The sequence below is a fragment of the Streptomyces marokkonensis genome (genome assembly GCF_008312835.1).
In the GTDB taxonomy this organism is placed as follows: Bacteria; Actinomycetota; Actinomycetes; order Streptomycetales; family Streptomycetaceae; genus Streptomyces; species Streptomyces marokkonensis_A.
Genome location: NZ_VSKS01000009.1, coordinates 156,163 through 170,944 on the forward strand (window position 1 = coordinate 156,163; position 14,782 = coordinate 170,944).

Genomic DNA, 14,782 nt, shown 5'->3' on the forward strand with positions numbered 1-14,782 from the left:
ACCGCACCGGACGGCCGTCCGCGCACACGCGGAGATCACGCGCACGTGACACGTGTACCCCGGCAACCACCTTCATAACGTGGCAAGTTGAGACCCCTCAAGACGGCACGCGGGGCCGAACGGGTGCAGACACGGCCGTACCCCCGATCGGGCCGATCGGGGGTACGGGAGAGGTGATGCGGTGGCCGAAAGTCGACCTCTCGCGAGGACTTCGGCCGGGGCGCGGGTCAGGCCGTGAGCGTCCTCGGCTTGAACGAGGGGCGCTTCGCCTCGTACGCGGCGATGTCCGCCTCGTTCTGCAGCGTGATGGAGATGTCGTCCAGCCCGTTCAGCAGCCGCCAGCGGGAGTTCTCGTCGAGCTCGAAGGAGGCGGTGATGCCCTCGGCGCGCACCTCGCGGGCCTCGAGGTCCACGGTGATCTCAACGGTGGGGTCCGCCTCCGTGAGCTCCCACAGCGCGTCCACGATCTTCTGGTCGAGGACGACCGTCAGCAGCCCGTTCTTCAGCGAGTTGCCGCGGAAGATGTCGGCGAAGCGGGAGGAGATCACGGTCTTGAAGCCGTAGTTCTGCAGCGCCCAGACGGCGTGCTCCCGGGAGGAGCCGGTACCGAAGTCGGGGCCGGCGACCAGCACCGTGGCGCCCTCGCGCTCCGGGCGGTTGAGCACGAAGTCCGGGTCCTTGCGCCAGGCCTCGAACAGCCCGTCCTCGAACCCGTCCCGCGTCACCTTCTTGAGCCAGTGGGCGGGGATGATCTGGTCGGTGTCGACGTTGCTGCGGCGCAGCGGGACGGCCCGGCCGGTGTGGGTGGTGAATGCTTCCATGACTGATCAGACTCCAGCGGGCGTACGGGCGTCGGCTGCGGCGAGGTCGGCCGGGGAGGCCAGGTGGCCGAGGACCGCGGTGGCGGCGGCGACCTGCGGGGACACCAGGTGGGTACGGCCGCCCTTGCCCTGCCGGCCCTCGAAGTTGCGGTTGGAGGTGGAGGCGGAGCGCTCACCGGGGGCGAGCTGGTCGGGGTTCATGCCCAGGCACATGGAGCAGCCCGCGTGCCGCCACTCGGCGCCGGCCTCCTTGAAGACCACGTCCAGGCCCTCCGAGACGGCCTGGAGACCCACCCGCGCCGAGCCGGGGACGACCAGCATCCGCACGCCGTCGGCGATTTTGCGGCCCTTGATGACGTCAGCGGCGGCGCGCAGGTCCTCGATGCGGCCGTTGGTGCACGAACCTACGAAGACGGTGTCCACGTTGATCGAGCGCAGCTCCTGGCCGGCCTCCAACCCCATGTACTCCAGGGCCTTTTCGGCGGCGAGCCGCTCCGAGGCGTCCTCGTACGAAGCCGGGTCGGGGACGGACGCGGAAAGCGGAGCGCCCTGGCCCGGGTTGGTGCCCCAGGTGACGAACGGCGACAGCTCGGCCGCCTCGATGACGACCTCGGCGTCGAACTCCGCGTCCTCGTCGGACTTCAGCGTCTTCCAGTAGGCGACGGCCGCGTCCCAGTCCTCGCCCTTCGGGGCGTGCGGACGGCCCTCGAGGTAGGCGAACGTCGTCTCGTCCGGGGCGATCATGCCCGCGCGGGCGCCGGCCTCGATCGACATGTTGCAGATGGTCATCCGGGCCTCCATCGAGAGCTTCTCGACGGCCTCGCCGCGGTACTCCAGGACATAGCCCTGGCCGCCGCCCGTGCCGATCTTCGCGATGATCGCCAGGATCAGGTCCTTGGCCGTGACGCCCTCGGGCAGTTCGCCGTTGACCGTGATCGCCATGGTCTTCGGGCGGGCCATCGGCAGCGTCTGGGTGGCCAGCACGTGCTCGACCTGGGAGGTGCCGATGCCGAACGCCAGTCCGCCGAAGGCGCCGTGCGTGGAGGTGTGCGAGTCGCCGCAGACGACGGTCATGCCGGGCTGGGTGAGACCGAGCTGCGGGCCGACGACGTGGACGACGCCCTGCTCGACGTCGCCCAGCGGGTGCAGCCGGACGCCGAACTCGGCGCAGTTCTTGCGCAGCGTCTCCAGCTGGACCCGGGAGACCGGGTCGGCGATCGGCTTGTCGATGTCGAGGGTGGGGGTGTTGTGGTCCTCGGTGGCGATGGTGAGGTCGAGACGGCGCACCGGGCGGCCGTTCTTGCGGAGGCCGTCGAAGGCCTGCGGGCTGGTCACCTCGTGCAGCAGGTGCAGATCGATGAAGAGGAGGTCGGGCTCGCCCTCGGCGCGCCGGACGACGTGGTCGTCCCAGACCTTCTCCGCGAGTGTCCTACCCATCGCTTTCCCTCCGGCCGGCAAGTGGTGCGCCGGCCCAACTAGATCTCTGGGGGAGACGGCGCCCGCACCCCTGATCCCGGGCGTCCGCCGCCAGGCCCGGTGGTCCACGGGCCGCGTTGCTTCCGTGCATCCAGAGTGGCGTGTTCCACGGAAAATTGAACTTGCGTTTCACAGAGTGAGACGCAAGTATCGTTGCATGGACAACAGTAGCGGCGTCGGCGTTCTGGACAAGGCGGCCCTCGTCCTGAGCGCTCTGGAGTCCGGTCCGGCCACCCTCGCGGGGTTGGTCGGGGCCACCGGACTGGCACGACCCACGGCCCACCGCCTGGCCGTGGCGCTGGAACACCACCGCCTGGTGGCGCGCGACATGCAGGGCCGTTTCATTCTCGGCCCGCGCATGGCCGAACTGGCCGCGGCGGCGGGCGAGGACCGGCTGCTCGCGACGGCGGGACCGGTCCTCACCCACCTGCGCGACGTGACCGGCGAGAGCGCCCAGCTCTACCGCCGCCAGGGCGACATGCGCATCTGCGTCGCCGCGGCGGAGCGGCTCTCGGGACTCAGGGACACGGTGCCGGTGGGCTCCACGCTCACGATGAAGGCCGGCTCCTCGGCGCAGATCCTGATGGCCTGGGAGGAGCCCGAGCGGCTGCACCGCGGCCTGCAGGGCGCCCGGTTCACGGCGACGGCCCTGTCGGGCGTACGGCGCCGGGGCTGGGCCCAGTCGATCGGCGAGCGCGAGCCGGGCGTGGCGTCCGTCTCGGCGCCGGTGCGCGGCCCGTCGAACCGCGTGGTGGCCGCCGTTTCGGTCTCCGGCCCCATCGAGCGGCTGACCCGCCACCCGGGCCGCATGCACGCCCAGGCCGTCATCGACGCCGCCGCCCGCCTCTCCGAGGCGCTGCGCCGCTCCTGACCGTCCTCCCCCGTCGGGGACGGGCCCGCCCCAACGCCGCGGCGGGCCCTCTCCCCCCGGCTCACGCGCCGTCGGCCCTCGCCGGCGGCGCCGCCTTTTCCGGCCGGTACGCGAACCTGTCCTTCGCGCGCCGGCCGCGCCGTTCCAGCGGCGTCCGCCCGTGCGCCGCCGCGAGCCCGAACGCCGGCATGTCGGCGTAGATCGACTCGTAGGACCCCTGCGGCACCACGTACGTCTCGTGCCACAGCCCCACGTGACCGCGCACCTTCCCCGACCGCTCCTTGCGGTTGATGAACGCCCACGCCGTGTGGTGGAACGTGTCGGGAGCGTGCGCGTAGGCGTAGAGCTTCTCCTTGGACTCCCAGTACTGGACGACGTAGTACGTCCGCGGCGAGGCGGTGAGCAGCACGTGGCCGAGGAGTCCGCGCTCCGGCCGCCTGCCCAGTTCCCGCAGCATGCGCGGCATGGACAGCAGGACCGGAAGCCAGTGGTGCACCGCCCAGAAGCGGTTGATCCGCATGCCGATCAGCAGGACGACGACGTCCCCCTCGGCCGCCGCGGTCGTGCGCTCGGCGACGGCGAACCTGCGCGACATCACACTTTCCCCCGATCCGTAGGGTGGGCGAGCGGTGCTCCCGGAGTACCGCTTGGATAGTCTCGCTATCCCAGGAAGGGCGCAAGAGGTGCGGCTGGCGGAACTGAGCGAACGCAGCGGTGTGTCCACCGCGACGATCAAGTACTACCTGCGGGAAGGGCTGTTGCCCCCGGGCCACCGGGTCAACGCGACCACGGCCGAGTACGACGAGGAGCATCTGCGCCGGCTGCGTCTGGTGCGTGCCCTGATCCAGGTGGGAGGCGTCCCGGTGGCGACGGCGCGCGAGGTGCTGGGGCATGTCGACGACGACTCGCTGGGCCGCACCGTACGTCTGGGCGCGGCACTGTGGGCGCTGCCGCACGCTCCCGAGCCGGACGAGGACGATCCCGCGGTCGTGGCCGCCCGCGCGGAGGTGGACCGGCTGCTGGAGTCGCTGGGCTGGGAGACCGCCCGTGAGCTCGCTCCGCTCTCCCCCGTGCACCGCTCGCTGGTGGTGGCGGTGGCCACGCTGCGCCGGCTCGGCCATCTGTGGGACGCCGAACTGATGGCTCCGTACGGGGAGCTGATGCACCAGGTCGCGCGCAGACAGCTCGACTTCATGGAGACGCACGCCTCACCGACGGAGCAGGTGGAGCTGGCGGTGGCGTCCGCGGTGCTCTTCGAGCCCGTCCTGCGGGCGCTCCACCGGCTGGCGCAGGAGGAGGAGTCGGCGCGACGGTACGGGATCGAGTGAGCGCGACAGCACGAAAGCCCTCCACCGAAGTGGAGGGCTTTCGTCGATGTACCCCCGACCGGATTCGAACCGGCGCTACCGCCTTGAGAGGGCGGCGTGCTAGGCCGCTACACAACGGGGGCTCGGATCATGCGTTTCCGCCGATCCTGCTGGTCTACCTGGACTCGAACCAAGACTAACTGAACCAGAATCAGTCGTGCTGCCAATTACACCATAGACCAATGATGGTTTAGACCAGTCAGTACCCCCGACCGGATTCGAACCGGCGCTACCGCCTTGAGAGGGCGGCGTGCTAGGCCGCTACACAACGGGGGCCCTAGCGATCCTGCATCGATGGCAGTGGGAGCTACCCTTGCTGCCTTCGCGGGAAGGATCTGTACCCCCGACCGGATTCGAACCGGCGCTACCGCCTTGAGAGGGCGGCGTGCTAGGCCGCTACACAACGGGGGCTTGCGGATGTGATCCGCGGGTGCAGATGAGCTCTGCGAGCTGGCCTACCTGGACTCGAACCAAGACTAACTGAACCAGAATCAGTCGTGCTGCCAATTACACCATAGGCCACTGGAACGCAAGCCCCTGAGGGGTTCTTGTTCTAGTTCTGCGCTTCGGGGCTCCGGCCTTCCGGCCCGCTCCCCGCGGCGCAGGAAGAACATTACCCGAAGGTGGACGGGGCTCCAAAACGAGTATCGCCGCGCAGCAGCGAGGGGAGTTCGGCGAGCGAGGCGATACGGCGCGGCCCCACGGGCGGCTCGACGGTCGCGTAGGCGCCGCCGCGGTCGATCCACACCGACACCAACCCGGCGTCGGCGGCACCCCGGCCGTCGATCTCCGGGTGGTCCCCGACGTACGCCACCTGGTCCGGGGGCAGGGCCAGCGCGTCGCAGGCGGCGAGGAACGCGCCGGCCTCGGGCTTGGAGACACCCAGTTCGGCGGCGCACAGGATGACCTCGAAGCGGTGGTGCACACCGAGGACGCGCAGTTTGCGGTCCTGGACGGTAAGGCTGGAGTTGGAGAGCACCGCGTGGCGGTGACTGGCCGCGAGGGCGTCGAGGACGGGCAGCACGTCCGGGAAGAGGCTCCAGGCCGACTCGTAGTGCGCGACGTACCGCTGGAACCACTCGTCCGCCTCGGCGTCGGTCATCCCCCGCCCCAGGAAGACCCGGGTGCGGTCGCGCCGCTGCGTCTCGAAGTCCACCTCCCCGGCGGCGAACCGGGCCCACTGGAGATCGGTGACCTCCCGCCAGCGCGTCAGCGCCTCCTCCACGGAGGAGTACCCGGCGAGCAGCCCCTCGGCCACCAGATGCGCCCGCATGCCCTCACGGTCGGCGGAGGTGTAGTCGAACAGCGTGTCGTCCACGTCCCAGACAACGGCTCGGATCGCCATGGGACCGACGGTACCCAAAACGGCGGAGGGGCGGCGCCCGGATAGTCCCGGGCGCCGCCCCTCCGCACTCCGCCCGGTGACCTACGCGGTGAGCCTCGACAGGGCCGCGTCGATGCGGGCCAGCGTCTTCTCCCTGCCCAGGACCTCCAGGGACTCGAAGAGCGGCAGGCCGACCGTGCGGCCGGTGACGGCGACACGGACCGGGGCCTGGGCCTTGCCGAGCTTGAGGCCGTGGGCCTCGCCGGCGGCCAGGACGGCCTCCTTCAGCGACTCGGGGGAGGTCCAGTCGGCGGCCTCCAGCTTCTCCCGCGCGGTGCGCAGCAGGGCGTCCGAGCCCTCCTTCATCGCCTTGCTCCAGGACGCCTCGTCGAAGACCGGCTCCGGCAGGAACAGGAAGTCGACGTTGTCCGTGATCTCGGAGAGGACCTTGAGGCGGGTCTGCGCGTGCGGGGCGACGGCCTGCCACCTGGCCTCGTCGAAGGCCTCCGGCGCCCAGGGCGCGAAGGGGGCCCTGAGCCAGGGCGCGCAGCGCTCCGTGAAGTCCTTCACGTCGAGCATGCGGATGTGGTCCCCGTTGATCGCCTCGCACTTCTTCAGGTCGAAGCGCGCCGGGTTCGGCTGCACGTCGGCGACGTCGAAGGCCGCGACCATCTCGTCGATGGTGAAGACGTCCTGGTCGGCGGAGAGCGACCAGCCGAGCAGGGAGAGGTAGTTGAGCAGGCCCTCGGGCAGGAAGCCGCGCTCGCGGTAGAGGTTGAGCGAGGACTGCGGGTCGCGCTTGGAGAGCTTCTTGTTGCCCTCGCCCATGACGTAGGGCAGGTGGCCGAAGGCGGGGACCTCCTTGGCGACACCCAGCTCGATCAGCGCCTTGTACAGGGCGATCTGGCGCGGGGTGGAGGAGAGCAGGTCCTCGCCGCGCAGGACGTGGGTGATCTCCATCAGGGCGTCGTCGACCGGGTTGACCAGCGTGTACAGCGGGGCGCCGTTGGCGCGCACGATGCCGTAGTCCGGGACGTTCTCCGGGGTGAAGGTCAGCTCGCCGCGGACCAGGTCGGTGAAGGTGATCGTCTCGTCGGGCATCCGGAAGCGGACGATCGGCTCGCGGCCCTGGGCCCGGTACTCCTCGACCTGGGCGTCGGTCAGCTCGCGGCAGTGGCCGTCGTACCCCGAGGGCTTCCCGGCGGCGCGGGCGGCCTCGCGGCGGCTGTCGAGCTCCTCCTGGGAGCAGTAGCAGCGGTAGGCGTGGCCGGCGTCCAGCAGCTTGCGCGCGACGTCCTGGTAGATGTCCATGCGCTGCGACTGGCGGTACGGGGCGTGGGGGCCGCCGACCTCGGGGCCCTCGTCCCAGTCGAAGCCGAGCCAGCGCATCGAGTCGAGCAGCTGGGCGTAGGACTCCTCGGAGTCGCGGGCCGCGTCGGTGTCCTCGATGCGGAAGACCAGGGTGCCCTGGTGGTGCTTGGCGAACGCCCAGTTGAACAGGGCGGTGCGGACCAGGCCCACATGGGGGTTACCGGTGGGCGACGGGCAGAAACGGACGCGTACGGGGGAGCCGGGTGCGCTAGCCACGCTTGACAACCTTGTTGGTGAGAGTGCCGATGCCTTCGATGGTGACGGCGACCTCGTCGCCGACGTTGAGGGGGCCGACCCCAGCCGGGGTGCCCGTGAGGATGACGTCGCCCGGGAGCAGGGTCATGGCCTCGGAGATGTTGACGATCAGATCCTCGATGGGGTGGATCATCTCGCTGGTGCGGCCGAGCTGGCGCTGGGCACCGTTGACGGTGAGCTGGACGGTCAGGTCGTTCGCGGCGGCGATGTCCAGGTCCGTCTCCACCCAGGGGCCCAGCGGGCAGGAGGTGTCGAAGCCCTTGGCCCGGGCCCACTGCTTCTCGCGCTTCTGGACGTCGCGCGCGGTGACGTCGTTGGCGCAGGTGTAGCCGAAGATCACGTCCTTGACGCGCTCGCGCGGGACCTCGCGGCACAGCCGGCCGATGACCACGGCCAGCTCGGCCTCGTGGTGCACCTCCTGGGAGAAGGAGGGGTACTGGATCTCGTCGCCGGGGCCGATCACCGAAGTGGCGGGCTTGAAGAAGGCGAAGGGGGCGTCGGGCACCTCGTTGCCCATTTCCTTCGCGTGGTCGGCGTAGTTGCGGCCGAAGGCGACCACCTTGTTGGGGAGCACCGGGGGCAGCAGCCTGACCTTGCTCAGCGGGACCTTGGTGCCGGAGAGCTCGAAGTCCGCGAACGGGATGCCCTTGATGATGTCCAGGACGAGTTCGTCCTGCTTCTCACCCTCGACCGCCCCGAAGGCGACGTTCCCGTCGATGGAGAATCTGGCGATGCGCACGGGATGCTTGTCCCCTTGACCGATCGGCTGGAGTCTGACGCTCCAGGCTAACGCGCAGGTGTCCCGGCCTCACGCAATAACGAGGGGCGCCCCCGTCGTCCCGGGGGCGCCCCTCGTCGTCGCGCGGTGGGCCTTGAGCGTTTCGCGGCCGGCGCGCGTATGGACCGGTGTCAGTTCGCGGCGCCCGCCGCGACCGGGATCTCCATGAGGACGGTGCGCTTGGGATTGGCAGTCTGGGCCGGGAGTTCGACGGAATGCTCCTGCTGGACCGGCGTCTGCAGATCGTCGGCGCCGTCGAGGTGTGCCAGCGTCGTGCGCCGCGGGTTGGCGATCTTGTGGAACATCGTCGTCGTCTTCACTGTTTACTTGACCCTGTCCTGTTCACGGGCGCCCGCAGGGGGGTCTAGGACCCGCAGCGGGCGCGGCTTGTCGGTTTTGCCATCCCTGTAAAGCGTCAGGCTAAACATGCGATTCCCCGCCGACCGGGCCCGAAGGCCATGATCTCGGTGTGAGTTTGCTCACGAGTCAGGGGGCAAAACGGCCAATCCGGACCCGGCCCCCGCTCGGCGGAATCGGACATTCACCACCTGAAGCCACCATTCCGCTCCTGATCATGGCGACTGGGACACCTGCCCCGTCCGGGAGATTTGCCCCCATGCGCCCGTTTATCGACGAGATCACTTTCTACCCCCGGTGACTCGCCACTCACGCCGTGTCACGTATCTCACGCGTAAGGCCACGGGCCTTGTTGGAGATCCTGCACTGTGCTGGAATTCCACGGACCGCCGCAGGGATCGAGCCGGCGCACAGGGGGCGCACAGACGCGCCGAGTGGCGGCCGAGAAGGGGGAGCCAGCGCCGGTCACTCACGACCACCACGGGGGCGTATTCAGGGCGCCCCTATGACGCCGACACCGTGCCTCGCCGTTCACGCGGAGGGGCGCCTGGTTCAGAGGTTGCGACGCTAGTGCAGGGACGTTTCAAGAGGGATGGCAGCGCTTCGGCGGAGCCGGAGCCGCAGGGCGGGACTGGCCCCAAGGCCGTCAGCTCCTCGCCCCAGCACGCCCAGAACCAGGGCCCGGCCACGCCCGGGAACAACGGCGAACGCCCCGGTGCCGCCGCGCCGACGGCGCCGCCGGCCCCGGCACCGGCCGCTCCCAGGGGCCCGACCGGCCCCGGACCGCGAGTAGCCCTGCGGAACTGGCGCATCTCGACCCGTCTGGTGTCGCTGCTCGCCCTGCCGGTCGTCGCGGCCACCTCGCTCGGCGCGCTGCGTATCCAGCAGTCGATGGACGACATCCAGCAGCTCGACAACATGAAGCTGCTGACGGACATGACCAAGCAGGCCACCGAACTGGCGGCCGCGCTCCAGGAGGAGCGCGACCAGTCGGCCGGCCCGCTGGCGCACGGCGGCAAGGGCACGGACTTCTCGGTCAAGGGCTACCGCGAGAAGACCGACCGCGCGATGGCGAACTTCCTCGACAGCTCCGAGGAGATCGACGCCGCGAGCAAGGACGGCAACCTCAAGGGCGTCCGCGACAACCTGGTGCAGCTCGCCGGTGACCTGGGCGAGCTGGCGAAGATCCGCAACACGGCCTTCCAGACGGAGAAGAACTCGACCCAGACCGTCGAGGGCTACCACCGTCTGATCGAGAACCTGATCGACCTCTCGCAGGACATGGCGGAGGCGACCAGCAACCCCGACATGATCCAGCGCACGCGCGCCCTGTCGTCCTTCTCCTCCGCCAAGGAATACGCCTCGATCCAGCGCGCGGTCCTCGCCGCCGCACTGCCCGCGAGCAACACGACCAAGGGCGAGCTCTCCGAGAACGACCGGCTGTACGCGGAGTCGGCACTGGCGAGCCAGAAGTCCGAGATCCGCAGCTTCAAGAGCATCTACGGCGAGGCCTCCGCCGCCGAGCTGCTGCTGCCGATCGAAGAGGGCAACACCACGATCAAGGCCACCGACGAGTACGCCGGACGTGCGCTGGCCTCGGAGTTCGGCCTCTCCTCGGTCGGCGCGCGGTCCTACCGCGACTGGCTGGACGACAGCTCCACCAAGATCCAGCAGATGAAGAACATCGAGCACTCGCTGCTCGAGGAGATGGAACAGAAGGCCCGTGAGCTGCGCAGCGCCACCGAGCGCGACGCGATCATCTCCGGTGCCCTGATCCTGATCGTGCTCGGTGTGTCGCTGGTCGGCGCCTTCGTCGTGGCCCGCTCCATGATCCGCTCGCTGCGGCGGCTGGAGGAGACCGCGACCAGGGTCGCCCAGGAGCGCCTGCCCGACCTGGTCAAGCAGCTGTCCGAGGCGGACCCGCAGGACGTCGACACGTCCGTGGAGTCCGTCGGTGTGCACTCCCGGGACGAGATCGGCCGGGTGGCCGCGGCCTTCGACGACGTGCACCGCGAGGCGGTCCGCCTCGCCGCCGAGCAGGCCCTGCTGCGGGGCAACGTCAACGCGATGTTCACCAACCTCTCGCGCCGCTCCCAGGGTCTGATCCAGCGCCAGCTGTCGCTGATCTCCGAGCTGGAGTCCCGCGAGGCCGACCCGGACCAGCTGTCCTCGCTGTTCAAGCTGGACCACCTCGCCACGCGTATGCGCCGTAACGGTGAGAACCTCCTCGTCCTCGCGGGCGAGGAGCCCGGCCGCCGGTGGACCCGTCCGGTCCCGCTGGTCGACGTGCTCCGCGCCGCCGCGTCCGAGGTGGAGCAGTACGAGCGCATCGAGCTGGCCTCCGTGCCGAGTACCGAAGTGGCCGGCCGGGTCGTCAACGACCTCGTGCACCTGCTCGCCGAGCTGCTGGAGAACGCGACCTCGTTCTCCTCCCCGCAGACCAAGGTCAAGGTCACCGGTCACGCGCTGCCCGACGGCCGCGTCCTGATCGAGATCCACGACACCGGTATCGGCCTGTCGCCCGAGGACCTGGCGGCGATCAACGAGCGGCTCGCCTCGCCGCCCACCGTGGACGTCTCCGTCTCCCGCCGCATGGGTCTGTTCGTGGTCGGCCGGCTGTCCCAGCGCCACGGCATCCGCATCCAGCTCCGCCCGTCCGACTCCGGTGGTACGACCGCACTGGTCATGCTGCCCGTCGACGTCGCCCAGGGCGGCAAGAAGCCCCAGGGCAAGCCCGGTCAGCCCGGCGCGGGCGGCGGTGGCCCCGCCGCGGCGCAGGCTGCCGCCGGTGCCGCCGCCGCACGGCGCGCCGCCGGTGCCGGCCAGTCCGGGGGCGGTGCCCTCGGTGCCGGTGCTCCCGGTGGCCGGCTCGGCGCGGCCCAGGGTCCGCGGGCCGCGCTGCCCGGGCGGGACGGCGGTGGCCGGCCCGGTGGCCGGGGACCGCAGGCTCCCTCCGGCAACCCCACGCCCTCGCTGTTCGACCAGGGTGCTCCCGCCGGTCCCCCGCAGGGCCGTCCCGCACCCGCCGGCTTCGGCGCCCAGGCGCCCGGCGCCCCGCAGGGGACGCAGGCCGCCGGTTCGTCCGGCAAGCAGGACCCGGACGGCTTCGGCGGCACGCGAGGCCAGGTGCCCCCGCAGCGGGGCAACGGCAACGCCGAGCGCGGCCGTCGTCCGCAGCTCCCGCCGCGCGGTGGCGCGCGGCCCGAGCTGCCCGGCGGTGACCAGCAGCAGCCGCGCGTGCCCAGCTGGAGCGACGAGAACGCCCAGCCGCCGGTGCCGCGCGCCTCGCTGGACACCCCGCGCGGGCACGAGGAGCCGGACGTCTCCCGCACGTCGGCCATGCCGCGGTTCGACGACCGGCAGGGTCCCGGCGCCACGGCGGAGATCCCCCGGTTCGACGAGCGCCAGAACACCGGCTCCTACGGTTCCGACCCGCAGAACACCGGCCAGTACGCCCAGCCCGGCACGAACGGTGCCCAGAACTCCGGCCAGTACGCCCAGCCCGACACGAACGGCGGCCAGAACACCGGCCAGTTCGTCCGCGGCGACATCTTCGGCGCCCCGCAGGGCCGGCCGGGCGGGCAGAACCCGTCCACGACGGGCCAGTTCCCCGCCCCGCAGGGCTACGACAACGGCTCCACCGGCCAGTACCCGGCGCCGGGCCAGGACAACGGCTCCACCGGTCAGTACTCGATCCCGGAGCGTCCGGCCGCGGACCCGGCCGTCACCGGCCAGTTCGAGCGTCCGCAGACGAACGGCACGCACGCCGCCGGCGCCCCGCGTCCGCCGGCCCCGCAGCAGCGCCCGGCCCGCCAGGAGCCCGCGCAGCGGCCCGACGGCGGACGCGAGGCGTCCGACGCGTGGGCGCTGCCGCCGGCGAGCGGACCCGGCGACGGCCGTACCCCGCTGTACGACACTCTGGAGACCAACTGGTTCCGGGGTGGCGGCGCGCAGGAGCAGGGCAACGGCTCGGCTCCGGCACCCCAGCAGCCGCAACAGCAGTCCCCGCAGCCGCAGAGCCCCACCGGGCCGCAGCGGTCCGCCTCCACCGCCTGGCGCAGCTCGCCCAACGACGAGCTGGTCCGGCAGGCCGAACGCGTCCGCCAGCCGGCCGCGGGCGGCGTCACCACCTCCGGCCTGCCGCGGCGGGTGCCCAGGGCGAACCTCGTCCCGGGTACGGCTCAGCAGCAGTCGCACCAGAGCGGTCCTCAGGTCTCGCGCGCCCCCGATGACGTGCGCGGCCGGCTGACCAATCTCCGTCGGGGTATCGCACAGGGTCGTCAGGCCGGGTCCACCCAGACCGGCAGCTTCCCGCGGCCCACTCACCAGCAGGAGCGTTAGTTGAGCCCGATGAGCCAGGCGGCACAGAACCTCAACTGGTTGATCACCAACTTCGTGGACAACACCCCCGGGGTGTCCCACACCGTCGTCGTGTCCGCCGACGGCCTCCTTCTGGCGCTGTCGGAGGGCTTCCCGCGCGACCGCGCGGACCAGCTCGCGGCCGTCGCCTCGGGACTGACCTCCCTGACGGCCGGCGCCTCCCGGATCTTCGAAGGCGGCAACGTCGCCCAGACGGTCGTCGAGATGGAGCGGGGATTCCTCTTCCTCATGTCCGTCTCGGACGGCTCGTCCCTGGCCGTTCTCGCGCACCCCGATTGCGACATCGGCCTCGTCGGCTACGAAATGGCGCTGCTGGTGGACCGCGCGGGGGCGGTCCTCACCCCGGACCTGCGCGCCGAACTACAGGGAAGTCTGCTCCACTGATCGGCCCCGGCACCACCCGTCTCACCAAATCACCGTCCGGCCGCCACATTCCCCCCACCGGCCTCGTCAGACGGCTTGACTGACCGACTTGCTGTCCCGCCCGGAGGATCCATGACCCCGCCCACCGCCTCTCATGATCCGTACGCGGAGCCGTACGAGGACGAGGGCGACCAGCCGCTGGTCCGTCCCTATGCGATGACCGGCGGCCGGACCAGGCCGCGTTATCAGCTGGCCATCGAGGCACTGATCAGTACGACGGCCGACCCGGCAGCGCTCATGGGGCTCCTTCCCGAGCACCAGCGCATCTGCCACCTGTGCCGTGAGGTGAAGTCGGTCGCCGAGGTCTCGGCGCTGCTCAACATGCCGCTGGGTGTTGCCCGGATCCTGGTGGCCGACCTGGCGGAGGCGGGACTCGTCGCCGTGCACCAGCCGGGCGGCGACGAGACGACCGGCGCCCCGGACGTGACACTGCTCGAAAGGGTGCTCAGTGGACTTCGCAAGCTCTAGCGGTGGGGCGGTCTCCGAAAGCCGTGCCACCACGTCCGCGAAGATCGTGGTGGCGGGCGGCTTCGGCGTGGGCAAGACCACGTTCGTCGGCGCCGTCTCGGAGATCAACCCGCTGCGCACGGAGGCCGTCATGACGTCTGCCTCGGCAGGCATCGACGACCTCACCCACACCGGGGACAAGACCACCACCACGGTGGCCATGGACTTCGGCCGTATCACCCTGGACCAGGACCTGATCCTGTACCTGTTCGGTACGCCCGGTCAGGACCGCTTCTGGTTCATGTGGGACGACCTGGTGCGCGGCGCCATCGGCGCGGTGGTCCTGGTGGACACGCGCCGGCTGGCGGACTGCTTCCCCGCGGTGGACTACTTCGAGAACAGCGGGCTGCCGTTCGTGATCGCGCTGAACGGCTTCGACGGCCAGCAGCCGTACACTCCCGAGGAGGTGCGCGAGGCGCTGCAGATCGGGCCCGACGCCCCGATCATCACGACAGACGCCCGGCACCGCGCGGATGCGAAGAGTGCGCTGATCACGCTGGTCGAACACGCTCTCATGGCGCGTCTCAGGTAGGGCCAGAACAGAAGCGGCACACCGCGGTTGTCGTAGACGTACCGGTGCCGGCTGTGTCCTTTGACACCGCCGGCCCCGGTGTTCATAACGTTTCGGCAGAGGAATCGGGTGAGGCCGACACGGGACGCGGTCACGCGGTATCGCTGTGCGCACGAACGGCTTGCCTTTTGCCGGAGCTCGCTCCTTATGACCGTTTTATCTAGGACTTACATCACTCGGATTCCCCGCCTTCCCATGTTTGGAAGAGCGCTGGTCGGCATGCTGGAATGCCTGAACTGCCCATTGGTCAAAGACGTACTCAGTAGTCGATGGCATGCCGG

At 70.5% G+C, this 14,782-nt stretch carries 13 protein-coding genes and 5 tRNA genes; 6 read left to right on the forward strand and 12 right to left on the reverse strand.

What is annotated here, in order from left to right; all coding sequences use genetic code 11:
* Window positions 1–227: 227 nt before the first annotated feature.
* Window positions 228–821, reverse strand: coding sequence for a 3-isopropylmalate dehydratase small subunit (leuD, locus tag F1615_RS17735; RefSeq protein ID WP_149549960.1), 594 nt, complete (start codon window positions 819–821; stop codon window positions 228–230).
* 6 nt (window positions 822–827) lie between these two features.
* Window positions 828–2,258 (reverse strand): 3-isopropylmalate dehydratase large subunit, encoded by a 1,431-nt coding sequence (gene leuC / locus F1615_RS17740; protein ID WP_149549961.1) that lies wholly within the window; start codon window positions 2,256–2,258, stop codon window positions 828–830.
* A 196-nt stretch (window positions 2,259–2,454) separates the two neighbouring features.
* On the opposite strand from leuC, the gene ndgR reads away from it, so the two are divergent.
* Entirely contained in the window at window positions 2,455–3,168 is a 714-nt protein-coding gene (gene ndgR, locus F1615_RS17745; protein ID WP_149549962.1) for an IclR family transcriptional regulator NdgR, read from the forward strand.
* Window positions 3,169–3,229: 61 nt separating this feature from the next.
* Here the strand turns inward: ndgR and F1615_RS17750 are convergent, their stop codons facing one another.
* Window positions 3,230–3,763: a DUF4188 domain-containing protein gene (locus tag F1615_RS17750; protein ID WP_149549963.1), complete on the reverse strand. Its 534-nt coding sequence runs from the start codon at window positions 3,761–3,763 to the stop codon at window positions 3,230–3,232.
* A gap of 88 nt (window positions 3,764–3,851) precedes the next feature.
* Between F1615_RS17750 and F1615_RS17755 the strand changes: the two genes are divergently transcribed.
* Window positions 3,852–4,496 (forward strand): MerR family transcriptional regulator, encoded by a 645-nt coding sequence (locus F1615_RS17755; RefSeq protein WP_149549964.1) that lies wholly within the window; start codon window positions 3,852–3,854, stop codon window positions 4,494–4,496.
* 49 nt (window positions 4,497–4,545) lie between these two features.
* Here the strand turns inward: F1615_RS17755 and F1615_RS17760 are convergent.
* The 9 genes from F1615_RS17760 to F1615_RS17800 all read right to left on the reverse strand — a co-directional run bounded on the left by F1615_RS17760 (window position 4,546) and on the right by F1615_RS17800 (window position 8,583).
* Window positions 4,546–4,618, reverse strand: a tRNA-Glu gene (locus F1615_RS17760).
* Between the two features lie 27 nt (window positions 4,619–4,645).
* Window positions 4,646–4,717 (reverse strand) — tRNA-Gln (locus F1615_RS17765).
* A gap of 21 nt (window positions 4,718–4,738) precedes the next feature.
* Window positions 4,739–4,811, reverse strand: a tRNA-Glu gene (locus F1615_RS17770).
* 62 nt (window positions 4,812–4,873) lie between these two features.
* Window positions 4,874–4,946, reverse strand: a tRNA-Glu gene (locus F1615_RS17775).
* A 39-nt stretch (window positions 4,947–4,985) separates the two neighbouring features.
* A tRNA-Gln gene (locus F1615_RS17780) sits at window positions 4,986–5,057 on the reverse strand.
* A gap of 91 nt (window positions 5,058–5,148) precedes the next feature.
* Window positions 5,149–5,880 carry an HAD family hydrolase gene (locus F1615_RS17785; RefSeq protein WP_149549965.1) on the reverse strand — a complete coding sequence of 244 codons (732 nt, stop codon included), beginning with the start codon at window positions 5,878–5,880 and terminating at the stop codon, window positions 5,149–5,151.
* An 81-nt stretch (window positions 5,881–5,961) separates the two neighbouring features.
* Window positions 5,962–7,446 (reverse strand): glutamate--tRNA ligase, encoded by a 1,485-nt coding sequence (gltX, locus tag F1615_RS17790; RefSeq protein ID WP_149549966.1) that lies wholly within the window; start codon window positions 7,444–7,446, stop codon window positions 5,962–5,964.
* Window positions 7,439–8,224 (reverse strand): fumarylacetoacetate hydrolase family protein, encoded by a 786-nt coding sequence (locus F1615_RS17795; RefSeq protein ID WP_149549967.1) that lies wholly within the window; start codon window positions 8,222–8,224, stop codon window positions 7,439–7,441. The genes gltX and F1615_RS17795 overlap by 8 nt, the downstream gene beginning before the upstream one ends.
* A gap of 170 nt (window positions 8,225–8,394) precedes the next feature.
* Window positions 8,395–8,583 carry a hypothetical protein gene (locus F1615_RS17800; RefSeq protein WP_149549968.1) on the reverse strand — a complete coding sequence of 63 codons (189 nt, stop codon included), beginning with the start codon at window positions 8,581–8,583 and terminating at the stop codon, window positions 8,395–8,397.
* Window positions 8,584–9,190: 607 nt separating this feature from the next.
* On the opposite strand from F1615_RS17800, the gene F1615_RS17805 reads away from it, so the two are divergent.
* From F1615_RS17805 to F1615_RS17820, 4 genes are all read left to right on the forward strand, one after another.
* Window positions 9,191–12,961: a sensor histidine kinase gene (locus F1615_RS17805; RefSeq protein WP_149549969.1), complete on the forward strand. Its 3,771-nt coding sequence runs from the start codon at window positions 9,191–9,193 to the stop codon at window positions 12,959–12,961.
* A gap of 9 nt (window positions 12,962–12,970) precedes the next feature.
* Window positions 12,971–13,384, forward strand: a complete 414-nt coding sequence (locus tag F1615_RS17810) for a roadblock/LC7 domain-containing protein (RefSeq protein WP_037933198.1) — start codon at window positions 12,971–12,973, stop codon at window positions 13,382–13,384.
* 111 nt (window positions 13,385–13,495) lie between these two features.
* Window positions 13,496–13,891, forward strand: a complete 396-nt coding sequence (locus F1615_RS17815; RefSeq protein WP_004924977.1) for a DUF742 domain-containing protein — start codon at window positions 13,496–13,498, stop codon at window positions 13,889–13,891.
* Entirely contained in the window at window positions 13,872–14,462 is a 591-nt protein-coding gene (locus tag F1615_RS17820) for a GTP-binding protein (RefSeq protein WP_149549970.1), read from the forward strand. The genes F1615_RS17815 and F1615_RS17820 overlap by 20 nt, the downstream gene beginning before the upstream one ends.
* Window positions 14,463–14,782 lie beyond the last annotated feature (320 nt).